Source organism: Paenibacillus glucanolyticus, from assembly GCF_037333485.1.
Classification (GTDB): Bacteria; Bacillota; Bacilli; order Paenibacillales; family Paenibacillaceae; genus Paenibacillus_AQ; species Paenibacillus_AQ glucanolyticus.
The window spans coordinates 5,833,767-5,850,473 of the sequence record NZ_CP147845.1; the positions used below are offsets into that span (position 1 = coordinate 5,833,767).

At 50.5% G+C, this 16,707-nt stretch carries 12 protein-coding genes; 1 reads left to right on the forward strand and 11 read right to left on the reverse strand.

Annotation, left to right across the window (positions count from 1 at the left end; translation table 11 throughout):
• Nucleotides 1-110 precede the first annotated feature (110 nt).
• The 6 genes from WDY75_RS27045 to WDY75_RS27070 form a co-directional block, all read right to left on the reverse strand.
• Nucleotides 111-1,535, reverse strand: coding sequence for a sodium:alanine symporter family protein (locus WDY75_RS27045; protein ID WP_063478531.1), 1,425 nt, complete (start codon nucleotides 1,533-1,535; stop codon nucleotides 111-113).
• Nucleotides 1,536-1,772: 237 nt separating this feature from the next.
• Nucleotides 1,773-2,546: a MerR family transcriptional regulator gene (locus WDY75_RS27050; protein ID WP_006208117.1), complete on the reverse strand. Its 774-nt coding sequence runs from the start codon at nucleotides 2,544-2,546 to the stop codon at nucleotides 1,773-1,775.
• 224 nt (nucleotides 2,547-2,770) lie between these two features.
• On the reverse strand, nucleotides 2,771-3,538 hold the full coding sequence (locus tag WDY75_RS27055) for a hypothetical protein (protein WP_063478530.1): 768 nt from the start codon (nucleotides 3,536-3,538) through the stop codon (nucleotides 2,771-2,773).
• Between the two features lie 261 nt (nucleotides 3,539-3,799).
• Nucleotides 3,800-4,996: an acyl-CoA dehydrogenase family protein gene (locus WDY75_RS27060; RefSeq protein WP_006208115.1), complete on the reverse strand. Its 1,197-nt coding sequence runs from the start codon at nucleotides 4,994-4,996 to the stop codon at nucleotides 3,800-3,802.
• An 85-nt stretch (nucleotides 4,997-5,081) separates the two neighbouring features.
• The gene (locus tag WDY75_RS27065) at nucleotides 5,082-5,861 is read right to left on the reverse strand and encodes an alpha/beta fold hydrolase (protein ID WP_063478529.1); all 780 of its coding nucleotides are present in this window, start codon (nucleotides 5,859-5,861) and stop codon (nucleotides 5,082-5,084) included.
• A gap of 25 nt (nucleotides 5,862-5,886) precedes the next feature.
• On the reverse strand, nucleotides 5,887-6,480 hold the full coding sequence (locus WDY75_RS27070; RefSeq protein WP_006208113.1) for a TetR/AcrR family transcriptional regulator: 594 nt from the start codon (nucleotides 6,478-6,480) through the stop codon (nucleotides 5,887-5,889).
• A 187-nt stretch (nucleotides 6,481-6,667) separates the two neighbouring features.
• On the opposite strand from WDY75_RS27070, the gene WDY75_RS27075 reads away from it, so the two are divergent.
• A complete protein-coding gene (locus WDY75_RS27075) occupies nucleotides 6,668-9,790 on the forward strand; it encodes a glycoside hydrolase family 2 TIM barrel-domain containing protein (RefSeq protein ID WP_063478528.1) in 3,123 nt (1,040 codons plus the stop codon).
• A 193-nt stretch (nucleotides 9,791-9,983) separates the two neighbouring features.
• Here the strand turns inward: WDY75_RS27075 and WDY75_RS27080 are convergent, their stop codons facing one another.
• The 5 genes from WDY75_RS27080 to WDY75_RS27100 all read right to left on the reverse strand — a co-directional run bounded on the left by WDY75_RS27080 (nucleotide 9,984) and on the right by WDY75_RS27100 (nucleotide 16,696).
• Nucleotides 9,984-11,051, reverse strand: coding sequence for a hemolysin family protein (locus tag WDY75_RS27080; protein ID WP_063478527.1), 1,068 nt, complete (start codon nucleotides 11,049-11,051; stop codon nucleotides 9,984-9,986).
• Nucleotides 11,052-11,131: 80 nt separating this feature from the next.
• A complete protein-coding gene (locus WDY75_RS27085; RefSeq protein ID WP_006208110.1) occupies nucleotides 11,132-12,430 on the reverse strand; it encodes a hemolysin family protein in 1,299 nt (432 codons plus the stop codon).
• Between the two features lie 536 nt (nucleotides 12,431-12,966).
• Nucleotides 12,967-13,461: a pyridoxamine 5'-phosphate oxidase family protein gene (locus tag WDY75_RS27090; RefSeq protein ID WP_063478526.1), complete on the reverse strand. Its 495-nt coding sequence runs from the start codon at nucleotides 13,459-13,461 to the stop codon at nucleotides 12,967-12,969.
• Between the two features lie 239 nt (nucleotides 13,462-13,700).
• Nucleotides 13,701-15,734 (reverse strand): alpha-L-arabinofuranosidase C-terminal domain-containing protein, encoded by a 2,034-nt coding sequence (locus tag WDY75_RS27095; RefSeq protein ID WP_063478525.1) that lies wholly within the window; start codon nucleotides 15,732-15,734, stop codon nucleotides 13,701-13,703.
• A gap of 68 nt (nucleotides 15,735-15,802) precedes the next feature.
• Nucleotides 15,803-16,696 carry a carbohydrate ABC transporter permease gene (locus WDY75_RS27100; RefSeq protein ID WP_006208108.1) on the reverse strand — a complete coding sequence of 298 codons (894 nt, stop codon included), beginning with the start codon at nucleotides 16,694-16,696 and terminating at the stop codon, nucleotides 15,803-15,805.
• Nucleotides 16,697-16,707: the final 11 nt, after the last annotated feature.

Below are 16,707 nucleotides of genomic sequence, written 5' to 3' on the forward strand. Positions count from 1 at the left end.
TTCTCACCTAGACAACGGTTCTAACGCGCAAATGTTACAGGTAAAAATAAAAAAATCGTCACAGCCGCAACAAATGCTGCTGCCATGACGATTCCACATTCATTCATCTATTATTGCGCTTCAGAGGACGACGTGTTCTGTCCATCCCAGCACTCCACATCATGGAGCCCTGGAATGCTGTCCTTGGTGAAGACAGGATCCAGACCTGCCCGCTTCTGCTTCAAGTAGTCCTTAAGCGCAGCGAAGGCCTTCCGGGAAAGGAGTGTGATCGCCACAAGGTTTACGATGACCATCAATCCCATAAATAAATCCGCCAGATCCCACACCAGCTTCACGCTTGTAACCGAACCAAAAATGACCATAGCCAGCACGGCTACCCGATAGATCCAAACCCAAGCCCGGTTCGACTTCAAAAATTCGATGTTGGTCTCCCCGTAGTAATAATTGCCGATCAGCGTACTGAACGCAAACAGGAAGATCATAATCGCCAGGAAGTCGGACGCCCACGCTCCCATCTCCATACCCAGGGCAGCCTGCGTCAGCGCGATCCCGTCAAGCCCGGTCTGCTTGTACGCGCCGGTGAAGAGAATAATGAAGGCCGTGCTTGTACATATAACCAGCGTATCGATCAGCACACCAAGCGCCTGCACCAGCCCTTGCTTCGCAGGATGGCTTGTCGTTGCGGTTGCTGCGGCGTTCGGTGCACTCCCCATTCCCGCTTCGTTGGAGAACAGGCCTCTTTTGATTCCGTTCAGCAGCGCCGCACCGATAGTCCCGCCAGCGATTTGCTCATAGCCAAACGCGCTTTTGACAATAAGAACTAACACTTCCGGCAGTTTGGTAATGTTGGCTAATACGATAAAGAGTGCCGCACCGACATAAACCACGGCCAATACAACAACGATCAGCTCCGACATTTTGGCAATCCGCTTCACTCCGCCAACGATGATCGCCGCAAATATAACCGCCATGATGATCCCAATGGTTAAACGATCCGCGCCAAATGAATTCTCGAAGGCAATCGTAATGGTATTGGATTGAACCGCGTTAAAGACAAGGCCGAATGATAACGTGATCAGGATTGCAAACAGCACACCCATCCACCGTTTCTTCAATCCTTGCTCCATGTAATAGGCCGGACCGCCACGATAACCGCCCGCTCCGTCCTTTACTTTATAAATCTGAGCCAGCGTGCTCTCGATAAAGCTTGAGGCTGACCCGATAATCGCAATAATCCACATCCAGAACACTGCCCCGGGGCCGCCAAGGGAGATGGCCAGAGCAACCCCCGTAATATTCCCTGTCCCGACACGCGCCGCCATACTGATGGCAAATGCCTGAAAGGGCGAAATACTGCCCTTTGTTTTACTTTTGGGTTCGCGGATTACCCGGAGCATTTCACCGATCAAACGAAACTGCAGGAATCTGGTCCCCACTGTGAAATACAGGCCAACCGCAATCAGCAATACGATGAGCAGTTTAGACCAGAGAAAATCATTAAAGATATTAACGGCATGCTGTACAATTTGATCCATATTCTACCCTCGCTATATAAGTCATCACCCATGGTGTAGGTTTGTGAAAAATAGTCCAATTTTCATCTAACCATTACTTCCCCCTCAAATACAAGAGGTTAATTGTGGAAATCAGGGGCTTGATGAACAGCGCGGGTTCTTCTTGGCCTTCCATATAAGAGAAGTCCCTCTCCACTGCGTGTTAACAACAGTGAGAGGGACTTGCAATCAGAGCAGGGCAACTCTCTTCAGCTTGCCTTATATGGATGGAGGTTTTGCGCCCGTATAGATCAGAATCGCATCCCGAAGGAACTCCGCAGTTCCGGGATGCTTCTCATCGTAATGGGCCGTAAAGCGCTCATCGTCGACATACATCTGAGCAAGGCCAGCATGGGCTTCCTTGCTGTAATCGTTCCAATAATAAGTGAGCCACTGCTTGTGAAGACCGGCTGCCTTCTGCGCCAGATCGCTGGCCGGATCGCCTTGCTTGAACGCTTCGGCCAGCGTCTCGTACAGCTCCTCCGCGAGGCGCGTCACCTCATCATGCTGTGCCTGCGTCATATTTTTCAGCTTGGCATTCGATTTATTCACAGTCTCTTCGCCATACTTCGCGCGAATTTCCTTACCGTATTTCTGCTCATTGTCCTCAATCAACCTCTGTTTGAATCCTTCGAATTTCTCTTGGTCACTCATGGTCATTCTCCCTTCCGTGGAGGCGATCGTGTTCTCCACATTGGTAATCAGCATATCCAATTGCTTTCTTTTGTCCAGAAGCTGTGCATGGTGTTCCTGGAGCGCCCGGGATCTGTTGAAGGATGGCGAGGTCAGAATTTCTTTGATACCGTCCAGATGAAGCCCGAGCTCCCGGTAAAATAGGATCTGCTGCAATTGATCGACCTCCTCCTGCCCATAAATCCGATATCCCGACGAGTTGATCCTGGCCGGCTTCAGAATGCCAATCTCATCGTAATACCGAAGCGTCCGGGTACTGATTCCTGCCAACTTCCCAAGCTTCTGCACCGTGTATTCCATGGTTTCACCTCCTGACAACACCACTGTACACCTTCACGTAACGTTAAGGTCAACACATTGCGCGAAAAAAATTCAGAGCCAAACCAAAAAGTCCCCCACACAAGGTGGAGGACTGACTGAAAACTCGCCCCATAGGATAGCGGGCGACCTCTATCATGAATAGCGGCGGGGCAGCATCCATTATCTTAACGTAACTGCACCTGGTTCAAGCAAATGATACATTGTTATACCGCTTCATCTTCGGTATCGGTTTTAGCAGCAGCTCCTGATTTATCCGCGTCCGTATGCTTCTCGTTAATCCACTGCTTCAAGGGCTCGGTCATTTGATCTTTCAGCTTTTGCAGCAGCTGCTCCTCTGTAATTCCCTTGGTGGCAGCCAGCTCAACCAACGATTTACCATCTTCCATGCCTGCCTTGAGCTCGTCCTCCGTTATACCGAGCAGGGCGGCTATTTCCTCCGGATTACCGAATTTCCCGAAGCCATGCCCCCCTCTGCCATGACCTTTCATCCCAAAACCGGGATCACTGCTCGCCACCATTTGCTCCAGACGGGCACTTAGCCCCTCCTTCCACTCGGCTGCTTCGGTTTCCGTAATACTGCCTTCGCTCAGACGTTCCTCAATCTTGGCGGTCTCCAGCTCGGTCAGCTTCTGTACCAATACAGCTTTCGTCATCCCTTTACCTTCGGCAATCTCGGCAAATGTACTGCCGCCTTCAAGCGCCGTTCGGATCTCGGCCTCGGTCAGTCCGAGCAGCTCAGCCGTTTCTTTCAAGATGTTGCCTCCGCGGGGACCTCCTCCCTTATGATCCATCCGCTTACCCTCCCATTTCTTTACGGAATCAGATGTGCCTGTCTGCCCTTCCTCAGTAACCGAGGCGGAAGTGTCCGTGCTTGCCGCGGCGTAGGTCTTGCTCTGCAGATATCCGGCTCCTCCCAGCACAATCGCTGCCGCCATGCTGCCCACTAATACTTTTTTACTTATCGGATTCATCGTAATCTCTCCTTCAGGGTTATAGTTTGTCTTACCATTTGAAGTATAGAGAAGGAAGCTGAAAGTAAACTTAGGGGAAGATTATGCCAGGCTTAGGCCTAGCTGAAGGTTTGCTGAATGCGGGGTCGACAACGTAGAAAACCAGCTGATCCTGCACAAAAAAACCGCCGGGGATGGCCTCCCGGCAGTTCATGTTCATCCATTCTCTTCATGATCATATAGCATGCAATTCCATATTGCCTAACCTATTATGGAGGGCCTTCATTCATCCCCCTCATCCGCAGCTTCCTGAATGGCCCGATTGGCCAGGTTAGTCAGCACCATGTCGTCCATTGGCGGGTTATGAAGCCCTGCCCGAACATCCCTGTACATTCTCTCCAAGGGGAGATTCCGGGATAGACTTAATCCACCGACTATCCGCATAGCCTGATCTACAATCCGGACCGCTGCGTTGGTCACGATGTATTTGGCGAGACCGAGTTCGGGCTTTAGCGAAGCGCGGTTCTCCACTTCCTTGTCCCAGCGGTCGGCCGTTTGATACAAATAGCTTCGGGCTGTGAGCAGATCCACCTCGATTTGAGCGATCTGGCGTTTAATATTCGGCAATTCCGCAATGGGGACTGTCAATGAATTCGGTTTATGATGTCGTGCAAAATCAATAGCAAAATTGCGCGCGGCATAGGCAATCCCCATATAACATGCCGGTATGTGAAGCAGGACGCCTTCTGTAGGTACGGGTTCCTCAGGTTTCTCATAATCAAGTCCACGGATCACTTCCGCATCCGGCACAAATACATCCTCCAGAATCACGTCATGGCTTCCTGTCGCCCGCATGCCCAGCGTATTCCAGGTCTCCTCAACCTTGACACCGGGCCCGCTGCGAACCAGAAATGCACCAACCTTCTCGCTGTGCTCCATTCCCGCCGTAACAACAAACTGCTTCAAAATCGGACTTAATGTGCTGAAGGTTTTACGTCCCGTAATGCTCCAGCCACCCGTCACCCGCCGTGCAGTCGTCTCCGGCCTTCCGCCCCGGCTGGGGCTTCCCGTCGCAGGCTCGCTTGCCAGCTCATTCATGACGACGCCTTCGGCCACAACGTCCTTGCACAGCTTCTCAAATAACGGCGCCGGCCAGGCACCGGAAAGACGCAGCTGCAGCATTTGCCCAATATGCCAGCCGACGGCCAGCGCAGTGGACCCGTCCCCTCGGGCAAGCCTTTCCTGGGCAAGCACCATCTCGTAGACGGAGGCTTCTTCTCCGCCGAAGGATTCCGGCACGGTCAGCTTCAGATAACCGGATGCCTTCAGGTCTTCAAAATTCTCGAACGGAAACGATCCCTCCAGATCATGCTTGGGTGCTCTTTCCGCGAATTTCGCTCCGAGCTGGTCGGCCCGAGCAACAATCCATGCTTCGCGTTCATTACGTATGAATGGATCTGTAGAACCGAATCGATTCAAGGTCGTCCCCTCCTCATTAACCCATTATTCCGATGGCTATATACATAAAATTGTAGCAACCCTATTTTCGAGTGTCAATGAAGGGCTAAATAACGTTTCCTGCCAGAAATGAAGCGATGGCTTCATTCACCTCATCGGGGTTATCCAGATTCGTGGCGTGGTGGGCGTTCCGGATGATTTCCAATCGCGCATTCGAAATTCTCTCCAGCATGTATTCCTGCTGCCTGCGGATCATCGTGTCGCTTTCGCCCTGAAGAAGCAATGTTGGACACTGGATCTTGTGCAAGTCCTGCCTGCTCTCCATTCGGGTAACCGCATCCCATATCCGAACCCAATCGCGATGCGTTATGGAGCCGAAGGCTTCCTCGATATAGGCTTGATTGTCCTTATTATATTTGGATAACATCTTGCCCTGGATTTTCCCCGATAAAGAGATCGGCATGAGGTAACTCGACCAACGGTTCAGGGGCACAAACATTCGCTCGAACCAATTGAACGCATTCGTGAATGGAGTGCCTATCAGTACCAGCGCTTCAACCTTGTCAGGATAGCGAACTGCAGTCTGTAACGAGATATGACCACCCAGAGATAACCCGCATAGGATAGCTTTATCTATGTTCAGATGATCCAGCAGATCCGCCAAATCCCGGCTGAAATCCTCCGAATTCACTTGTCCATCGGGCAGGGCAGACGAACCATGTCCCCGAATATCCCACACGACGGTTCTATGAGTTTGCGAGAAACAGTCGATCTGCGGCCGCCATTGCTTATGATTCCAGGAGGCCCCGTGCGTAAACACAAGCGGCTTCCCTTCCCCTTGTACTTCATAATACAAATCGACTCCACTTCCGTTATAAACTGGCATGACGCTCCCCCTTCAACTCATGAAATTACGGCTTATCGCTGTTTGTTAACGAGGCAAATATCACATCAAAGCACTCATCAAACAGTTCGTCCAATGACCGGTTGGACTCTTTAATCCAGATCAGCATGGCACCGCTGATGGCAGCCTGTAATACCCTGCTGAGCGAAGCGACATCACATGGAATGATTTCGTTGTTTGTTATCGCCTGGTTCAGCATCTGCCGGGTAAACTCATCGATCAGCCGCAACCGGTACTGCGTCTTCTCCAGCAGATCGGGATCGGCCGTACTCTCCAGATAGAAGGAAGTGTGGTTAGCCAATTCAACGGGATGGCTCATACGTGAGGTAGAGTGCTTGAACACGGCCTTTAGTGCATCGATTCTGGGTTGATCAGACAGGCTGGCCTCATGGAAGGCTTGCCGGGTTAATTCAATGACATAATCGCTGTATGCCAGGAACATATTCTTCTTCGAGCCGAATCTCTTCATTAAGGCTGCCGGCGAGATATGCATTTCATGCGTGATATCCGTTAACGCTACTTGACCGTAGCCTTTTTTGCACAGTGCTCTGTAGACGCCATCAAATATGGCCTCGTCTTGAAATTCGCGAGGTCGTACCATCCAATACACTCCAATCAATTAGTGAATGATTATTTACTAATCATTATTTCATAGACCTTTTTACATGTAAACCCTTAATTCCCGGCCACTTATCTTAGAAACGTGAAATATGTCTTATTCTCTTAGGCGGGTTTAACCTCTATACTGTCAGTAGAAGGAAACCATAATCTAGGAGGAGCTGAGCAAATTGCGTACGAAGTTCGTTTACCAGGCACCTGCAAACGGTTATCCCGAATGGAATAATAACCCCCATATCTTTCAGCTAAATCGTCACAAGGCACACGCTTATATGATGACGTTCCCATCCGAATCCGAAGCGTTAAACCACGACCACTCCTTGTCCCCCTTATATAAGTCATTGAATGGGACATGGAAATTCGCTTTTGCGGAAACACCGGAAGCACGCATTCGCCATTTCCATGAAACCGATTATGATTCCAGCAGCTGGGCCGATATTCCCGTCCCTTCCCATTGGCAGCTTCAAGGCTATGACTATCCACAATATACGAATGTCAGATACCCTTGGTCCGATTCGGAGCCTGAATTAAAAGCTCCCTTCGCGCCAACCCGATATAATCCCGTAGGCTCCTACATCCGGGAATTCACGGTACCCGATACATGGGAGGGGCAGCCGGTTTATATTAGCTTTCAAGGTGTTGAATCCGCTTTCTATGTATGGGTGAACGGCGAAATGGCCGGGTATAGCGAAGATACGTTCACACCGGCCGAGTTCGATATTACTCCCTATCTGATCAAGGGTGGGAACAAATTGGCTGTTGAAGTATACCGATGGTGCGATGCGAGCTGGCTTGAGGATCAGGATTTCTGGAGACTTAGCGGCATCTTCCGTGACGTCTACCTCTATTCGGTCCCTGCGCTTCATATCTCGGATTTCTTCGTGCGGACGATTCTCGATGATGATTACCGGAATGCCGAATTGCAGATTGATGCAGCCATCACGAATTATTTTAATGAAACCATCGATAAGGACACCCTTCGGCTTGAGGCGCTGCTGTACGATCATGACCATCGACTGGTTCAGAAGCAATCACTCACCATCGCGGATTACATTATTGATGAGGGCACCTTCTCCCTGGGCATGGACGTTCATCAGCCTGAACGATGGAGCGCGGAATCCCCTTGCCTCTACACTGTAGTTCTGGCATTGAAAGATTCAGACGGGGCATGTCTCGGAGCGGTAAGCTGCCGCACGGGCTTCCGCCGCTTCGAGCTTAAAAACGGATTGATGCGAATCAATGGGCAGCGCATTCTGTTCAAGGGTGTCAACCGGCACGAGTTCTCCCCTGATACCGGACGGGCTCTAAGCCGCGAGGACATGATCACCGACATCGAACTGATGAAGACCCATAATATTAATGCGGTACGGACGTCCCATTACCCGAATCAATCCATATGGTATGACCTTTGCGATGAATATGGCCTATATGTCATTGATGAAACGAATCTGGAGACACACGGCACGTGGGTGTATGGGCAGCAGGAACTGGAGGATACGATTCCGGGCAGCAAACTCGAATGGCGCGACAACGTATTGGACCGCTGCAATTCGATGTTTCAACGAGACAAGAACCACCCCTCCATCCTCATCTGGTCATTAGGCAATGAGTCTTTTGGCGGCGACAACTTCATAGCAATGCATGATTTCCTTAAGGAGGTCAATCCATCGCGGCTGGTTCATTATGAAGGGATATTCCACTACAGGGAATCCGAAGCGGCCAGCGATATCGAGTCCACCATGTATGCCAAGCCGCAGGATGTGGAGAAGTATGCAACCAGCAATCCGGGCAAGCCCTACATTATTTGCGAGTACAGCCACGCGATGGGCAATTCATGCGGTGGGCTTCACCTCTATTGGGAGCTGTTTGAGAAGTATGACATCTTACAGGGAGCCTTCATATGGGATTGGATCGATCAAGCGATTCGCACCCAGACGCCGGACGGTACAGAATACCTTGCATATGGCGGGGATTTTAACGAGACGCCGCATGACGGCAATTTCAGCGGGAACGGCCTGATCTTCGCGGACCGCAGCAAAACGCCAAAGCTGGATGAAGTGAAAAAATGCTATCAGAACGTCAAATTCGAAAGCACCGATCCTGCCGCAGGTCGGATTCGGGTCAGCAACCGCTTCTTGTTTACCAATCTGGATCAGTATCTTGTACAATGGGACGTGCAACTAAACGGAGAAGAGAGCCAATCCGGCACACTTCAGCTTTCCCTGCCTCCGGGCGAGCATACCGAATTCTCGATTCCCTGCTTTCCTATGGAATATAATGGAAAGGAAGCGATTCTTACCCTCTCCCTCGTGAGGAAGGAAAGCGTCAAGTGGGCGCCAGCCGGACATGAAGAGGCCTGGGAACAGTTCGCTCTTACGCCATACGTTACGGAAAAATCGGAGCACGGGACTCACGGGCAGACGGATGCCTTGCTGGATGTTACCGAGTATGAAGAAGACCTCCTCATCACAGGGTCTGCCGTTTCGCTGCGCTTTAACCAGATCACCGGCGATCTGACATCTTACACGCTGTCCGGCAAGGAATACTTGCGAGCTCCCGTCAGACCTAATTTCTGGCGGGCCGTTACCGATAACGATCTGGGCAACCGCCTCCCTGAACGCTGCGGCGTATGGAGAACCGCCCATAATCAGCGGAAGCTGATATTGCTGAGCTGGCAAACCGAGGGCCCTGCCGTTATCGTCTCCAGTCAATATCAGATAGAGACCCACCCCATATCCAGCCTGACCCTGGACTATCGGATCTTCCCTGACGGAACGCTTCATGTGCATGAAACTTTCATTCCTGGCAGCGGCTTGCCCGAGATTCCGGAAATCGGCATGCTGTTCCTGCTGGATAACGAACTGGACACCCTCCGCTGGTACGGCCGCGGACCTCATGAGAATTACTGGGACCGGAAGACCGGAGCCAAAATCGGCCGATATTCGGGGAAGGTGGCGGATCAGTTTGTCCCCTATCTGAGACCCCAAGAGTGCGGGAATAAAACGGATGTCCGCTTCGCCAGCCTTAACGCAGGAAGCAGCGGCGTCGGCCTCCGCTTCGAAAGCCCATCGCTCATGGAGTTATGCGCTCTGCCGTGGACACCGGATGAACTGGAACGTTGTGACCATGCTTATAAACTTCCCGCAAGCGATAAAACCGTCCTGCGCATCAACTACAAGCAGATGGGTGTAGGCGGCGACGACAGCTGGGGAGCGCCCATTCATGAGGAATTCACCCTGCCTGCAAACCGTACGTACAGCTTCGGATTCACGATTAGGCCAAGCCAAGGGTGAAATATACGAATGCTGGTTAACCGTGACCCATTGAGCAGCCAGAATATTGCGCAGAGGCCAGAACGCAGGTCACACTGAGAATTCCGATAGAAACATAGAGAATATAACAAAAAAATGCCCTCTCACCTCCCAAATGGAGGGAAGAGGGCATGGTTATTTACTTTTTCTTGATCGGGTGCGAATCCTATATCACTTACGCCTGTACGCCTTGCAGCTCATTGCGATCCGATTCGTCCCGGATATCCCCGACGATTTCTTCCAGAATATCCTCCATCGTCACGAGTCCGGCGGCAGCGCCCGACTCATTCGTTACAATCGCCATGTGGACGCGGGATTGCTGCATCTTGATCAGGACGTCTTTGATTGAGGACGATTCCGAAAGACGCGGCATCTCATGAATAAATTCATGCACGGCGCAGTCCCTTCCAGCCGCAATGCCTGTCAGCATCTCTTTGGTGTTGATAAACCCGATGAAACGATCGGCATTCCCTGCTTCGGCAACCGGATAGCGGGTATAATCATACTCACCCAGAACCTCAATGATTTTAGCAAGCGGCCAGCCCTGTTCCACCGTAATGATTCGCTCTCTAGGAATCATGATTTCCTGTAAGGTGCGCTCATCAAAAGCGAATATATTCTTCAGGTAATCCAGCTCAGTTTGGTTGATCTCGCCGCTCTCGTAGCTCTGATCCACAATCCACTTCAACTCCTCCTCGGAATGGACCGTCTCATGTCCAGCCGGCTTTACGCCAAATATACGAAGAAGAAGACGCGAAGCTCCGTTCAGTGCATAGATAAACGGGTACATGATTCTACCGAACCAGTATAGTGGCGATGCCAGCAGCAGCGTCATCTTCTCGGCAAATTGGATCGCCAATGTTTTCGGTGCCAATTCTCCGATGACAACGTGCAGGAATGTGATAATCGAAAGAGCAATGACATAGGAGAGCACGGTTGCAATGGCAGCCGGCACATCAAATCTCTCAAACAGAGGATGGAGCATCCGCTCAACCGTCGGTTCGCCCAGCGCTCCGAGTACGAGCGCCGTTATGGTTATCCCGAGCTGGCAGGCAGACAAGTAGTAATCCAGCTCGTGTGCTACCTTCTTGGCCTTGACTGCTTTTTTATTACCCTCTGCAATCAATTGATCGATTCTTGACATCCGTACCTTCAATATCGCGAATTCGGCTCCGACAAAGAACGCTGTCAGTCCTATAAACACAGCTACTAAAAATAAGTTTAACACGATTATTCCGTCCAATGATTTCCCTCAGTCGAGGGATTCACCTCCAAAAAAATGATGGTCTGAATGTATCAACGAGAAGCCCTTAACACGCAATCTCAAGCTTGTCTTAGAATGACTTGTTTAATCTGCAAGTTATCGGTTTCCGATACAACCCATACGTGCTCGCCTTGCTTGATCTCATCGCCGTCCTGAACCGTAGTGCCTTTCTGATACTGAATCCAGCCGCCAATCGTATCCATCTCTTCACGATTCTCGAAGACCAGTCCAAACTGCTTCTCAAGCTCATCCAGGAGAACCCGTCCATTAATCAGGTATTCACGTTCCCCGGTCTTCCGGATATCCGCCACTTCGTCGGCATCGAATTCATCACGAATCTCCCCAACGATCTCTTCCAATATATCTTCCATGGTCAATATCCCAGATGTGCCGCCGTATTCATCGATAACCAGAGCCATATGCATACGTTCCTGCTGCATCTTCAACATCGCTTCATGGATCGGCGTAACTTCAAGCACGATAGGAAGGTCCCGGACAAATTCCGTCAGTTTGCGCTCCCGTCCAGCCACGATATGCGGCAGCATCTTCTTCACGTTGACAACGCCGACCACCCGGTCCTTGCTGCCCTCTTCAATGACAGGATATCGCGTATAGTTGTGTTCATCCAATATACGGACGATATCCGGGTATTTCATATCCTTGTCGAGGGTAACCAGAGCGGTTCTCGGCACCATGATATCCTTGGTCACACGCTCATCGAATGAGAATACGTTCTCCATGTAAGCCAGCTTGGTCTGATTGATCTCGCCGCCCTGATAGCTTTGCGTCATAATAATGCGCAGCTCGTCTTCCGAGTAAGCCTGTTCATGTCCAGCAGGCTTCACGCCAAAGGAACGCAGCAATACTCGTGATGCTCCATTCAATGCCCAAATGAATGGTTTCATGATTTTCCCGAACCCATACAGCGGGGCAGCGAGCAGCAGGGTCATCTTCTCCGAGAATTGGATTGCCAGCGTCTTGGGTGCCATTTCCCCTACCACGACATGCAGAAATGTCACGAGTATGAAGGCAATGGCGTAGGAAGCAATCGAAGCCGTTGAGGCCGATACGTTAAAGAGATCAAATACCGGGTACATGATGCGTTCAACGGCAGGCTTACCAATGGCCCCAAGTCCGAGAGCCGTTACCGTAATCCCGAGCTGGCAGGCCGATAGATAATAATCAAGGTCGCCGGCTACTTTTTTGGCCACAACCGCCTTTTTATTCCCTTCAGCAATTAATTGATCAATCCGAGACATACGAATTTTTACAACAGCAAACTCAGAGGCCACAAAAAACGCTGTCAATGCAATCAGAACTGCAAGTATGAATAAATTAGTGATGGTAATAATGTCCAATGATTTCCCTCTTAAGAGGGATTCACCTCCAGATTTAATTAAGGCTGTATTCAATGTTATTCAGAAGCAAGTACATCATGTATTACAAATACCCAGGCAGAAGAGGCAGCCAATAGAAAAGATGTCACTCCCTTTAGTTCCGTAACTTGATCCATTTGCAATAACGCCTTCCCAATGTACTACCTCCTCTCCGAATGTAAATTTTCATAATTACGAAAAAAGTATAACACAATCAGAGCCAAACCATCCAGTTGAACGTCATGGTTTAGAACCAGTTCTGCCGTTTAATTCACATAATTCTCACTTGATTTATGGGTTTAAAATAGGTTTCAGGGTAAATCTGCCTTCTTACGTATTAAAGTTCCCTCTTTCTTCCTTCTTAAACCATTTATCTATCAATACGTATGAGCTGATGACTTGCCCGCATACATATCGATCCGTTACTAGAGGACAGTCATGACCATAGCCAAAATTCCTAAAAAAAACCGCAGGATCGTGGCTTGATCCTGCGGTTTTTATAATTGAATTATTTCCGCTTAATGAAGATCAACGGTTTTGTTAATATCCGAGTTGCCCTCCGGCTGCTGGCCCACCATTTTTTTGAAGAAGGCCTTCACCGTTTTAGTTTTATTTCCGGTTTCCCAGTACTCTGCCGTGTCCGTATTCACCTTGATCAGAATCATGTTGGGATCGTCGTAGGATGTTTGCAGCAGCTTCTCGTATGCTGCATTCCAGAGTGCTTTTTTCCGTTCCACATCCTCTACAACTTCAGCCGTTCCACGAATCGATACGTAGGATTTGCCGACATACGCAATATTCACGTTGGGATTAGCCATGATTTCCGCATATTTGCTGGTATCCCGTTTCGTTAAGAACCAGAGGTCCCCATCAAATTCAATATCCTGTGTCTGCATCGGCCGGGAATTGATCCCACCCTCCGATATCGTGGAGAACATCGCAGTTTCCACATCCTTGATAATATCCTTAACAATCTCAACGGCTTCCTGGTTCACAACGGTTCCGTTTGACATATTGATCACCCCATCCTTCTGTTTAGTCTCTAATTACACTTCCCATAAATAAGTTAAACGATGAATGAAGACCATTTTCCCTGATTCTTGGATAAGATCAGCCTGTATCATTCCATTTCGGGCCGCAGCGAGTTTCGAATGGCTTTATGTCAAAAAAAGAGCCGTGACTGTCAGCGCAGTCACGGCTCTTCGGTTATAATAGATACTTTAGTCTTGATGGTCACAGCCAGCCTAGGTGATTATTCCACTCCACCGGATTCGGGCTTCGCCCTGAATTCAAGCGCATAAATGGAGGAAGGACGCAATGCGTAACCGCGCTGCAGTTCCTCCGCCGAAACCCCGTATTCCTTACACTTGATTTGCTCAGGCTGGAATACGGAATTGATATCATCGTAAAAATTCCCGGTAATTTCATAAACGGTTGTTTCCCCGGAAGCTTCGAAAGCTTGCAGCTCAAGCTCGGCCCGAACCTCCCCCAGGCTTCGGTTCACGATAAGCAGCGTAATCACGCTGCCGTCGTCATTCGTACCGGCCACAATGTCCAGATCCGGAAGCGCATCCAGCTCCACAGGCGTCTTCTTGTGTGACGACACGGAGAAGGTGCCGCATTCCGCCTTAACAGGAAGGATTCGCCGGATATCCCGATTCGCGTAAAGCTTTAACACTTCATAGGTGGGTGTACCGTATATTTCGAGAGGAAGCCCGCTCCAGCCAGGTTCTTTGCCGCAATACTGGTCGGCATAATAATCCCCCACTCTGATGCATCCTCCCAGCCAGCCGTTAACTAGATCGGAGAAGCTGCCGATATGCACCATATCGCTGCAACGAATCATTTCATTCAGGTTGGCGGCATTGGCCACGGCTGCTCCCAAGGTATGTTCGTTCGGCAGCCCTTTTCTTACGGTGTTCGGATAGTACATCGTGTTGTATTCGGTGATCGCCAGCTTCACGTGGCTATGCTTCGACTGGGACCGAATAAGCTCCGTCGTCTGCCGGATATAATGCCGGGTCCATTCGGGATAAGAGGCGATCGCTTTATAGCGGTCCTCTGCCGGGGTGTCCCGGTTCATGCCGAAGGGACCGTAGCCGTGGTACAAATGCAGTGTCAGATAGTCCATATACTCACCGGCCAGATCGAGGACCGTTTGATTCCAGTCCTGATCATAATGCCCGCAGGCCAGCAGCACGATGGAATCGTCCGCCTCCTTCATGGCCTTGGCAAACGATATCGTCCGCTCCGCAAACCTGTCAGCTGTGCAAGTGCCGACCTGCCATTGCCCCCAAACCTCGTTGCCAATCTCCCAGTACCTTACATCGTATGGCTCGGGTGATCCATTCTTTGCTCGCAGAGCTCCCATCGGTGTATCCACGCTTCCATTGCAGTATTCGATCCACTGGGCAGCCTCTACTGGCGTGCCGGAACCATCGTTCACGCAAATGAGGGGCTCAACCCGCAGTTCGCGGCAAAAGCGGATGAATTCGTCCGTTCCGAAATATTTGCTGGTCCACCCTCCCCACGCTTCGTTGTACATGACAGGTCTCTCCAGAACAGGGCCGATCCCATGCTCCCAATGGTACGCGCTGATATAATTGCCTGCCAGTCGCATCATCCCCGCGTTCAGCTCGCGGGTCATGTCTACCACTTCGCGCTTCACCATGGCAATGCTGTCTACTGGCAGCATTGACACATGATCGATCCAAAGCATGCCGGTGGATACGTGGTCGACCCACCTTGGGTGCCCGGCCGGGATATACACCCGAATTTCCGCATCGGCACAAGCACGGGTTATGGACAGCTGCCCCTGGTATTCCTGCCAGTTATGGCTGCTCAGCTCGACCCGCAGCTGCCCCAGCGTTTCTTCCGTACGCCGGTCCACCGCTTCGATCATCAAATAACGAAGCTCGATGGAAGCCCTTGCAACCATCCGAACAGCGTAATCCTTCGGCCCTTGCAGCGATGTGATCTGCGTTATGCCGGCATAGGCCTCATCATCGCTCAGAATGCGGATGCGCTGGGCGCGGCCCGAATGCTTGGGTGCCGGCGCCTCCATGGCATACCTGGTGTTCCTTCCGTTGGTATACGCGCGCCAGCTTCCCGATACCGCGGTCTTCGATTCCGTCTCGCTTTCGAAATCCATGTCCTTCAAGGGAAATGCGAGCATGGCCTCCATATGGTCCCGTATATCCTCCACGAAATGTCCGAACAGGTAGGGGTTGACCGTATGCTCGCTCGGCCTGACGCAGTCAATGGTAATCTTGGCGTTTGTTTTCAAGATAAATCCTCCATAAGCGTGATATATTAGGGGAATTAATTCGTGCGAAAATGGCATGTGAGCTGAGCTCACCCTTTTACCGAGCCAATCATGACGCCTTTAACAAAATGCCTTTGCACAAACGGATACATAAGCAGTACAGGCAAACTGGAGACAATAATGACCGCGTATTTAATGCTCTCGGCAAGCAGGATTTTGTCTTCCAAACCAATGCTGCCGTCCACCGCATCAGATTGACTAATCAGCAGAATTTCGCGGAGCACCAGCTGAAGCGGATGCAAATTCTCGTTACGAATATAGATGAGCGCATTAAAAAATGAATTCCAGTGTCCTACCGCATAGAACAGCACCATGACCGCCAGAATCGGCTTGGATAAGGGCAGGATGATGCTCAGCAGCAGCCTCCAGTTGGAGCATCCATCGATATGGGCAGCCTCCTGCAGCTCCCACGGAATGCTCGATTGGAAATACGTTCTCATCACGATCAGATTGTAGGTCGCGATGGCACCGGGAACAATCAATGCCCACATCGTATCGACCATTCCCAGATCCTTGACCAACAGGTAGGTCGGAATCAGCCCTCCGCTGAAAAACATGGTCAGGGTGATAAACACCATAATCGTATTGCGTCCTGGAAGGTCAGGTCTCGATAGCGGGTACGCTGCCAGTATCGTCATGATGATATTAATTACCGTCCCTACAATCGTATAGAAGATCGTATTGCGGTAACCGATCCAAATCTTATCGTTATGCAAAATATTCGTGTAGGCATCAAGCGTTACGCTCTTGGGCAGCAGCCAAACCTCCCCGTTCAGCACCCTTGCCGGATCACTGAACGAAGCGCTGACAATAAAGATTAACGGATACAGCACAATGAGAATAATGATGGCGGCGACCGCGTAAATGATCACATCGAATACCCATTCATCCGAGGTTCTTTTTATGGTCGATGGCTTGGACATGTCGCGTTTTC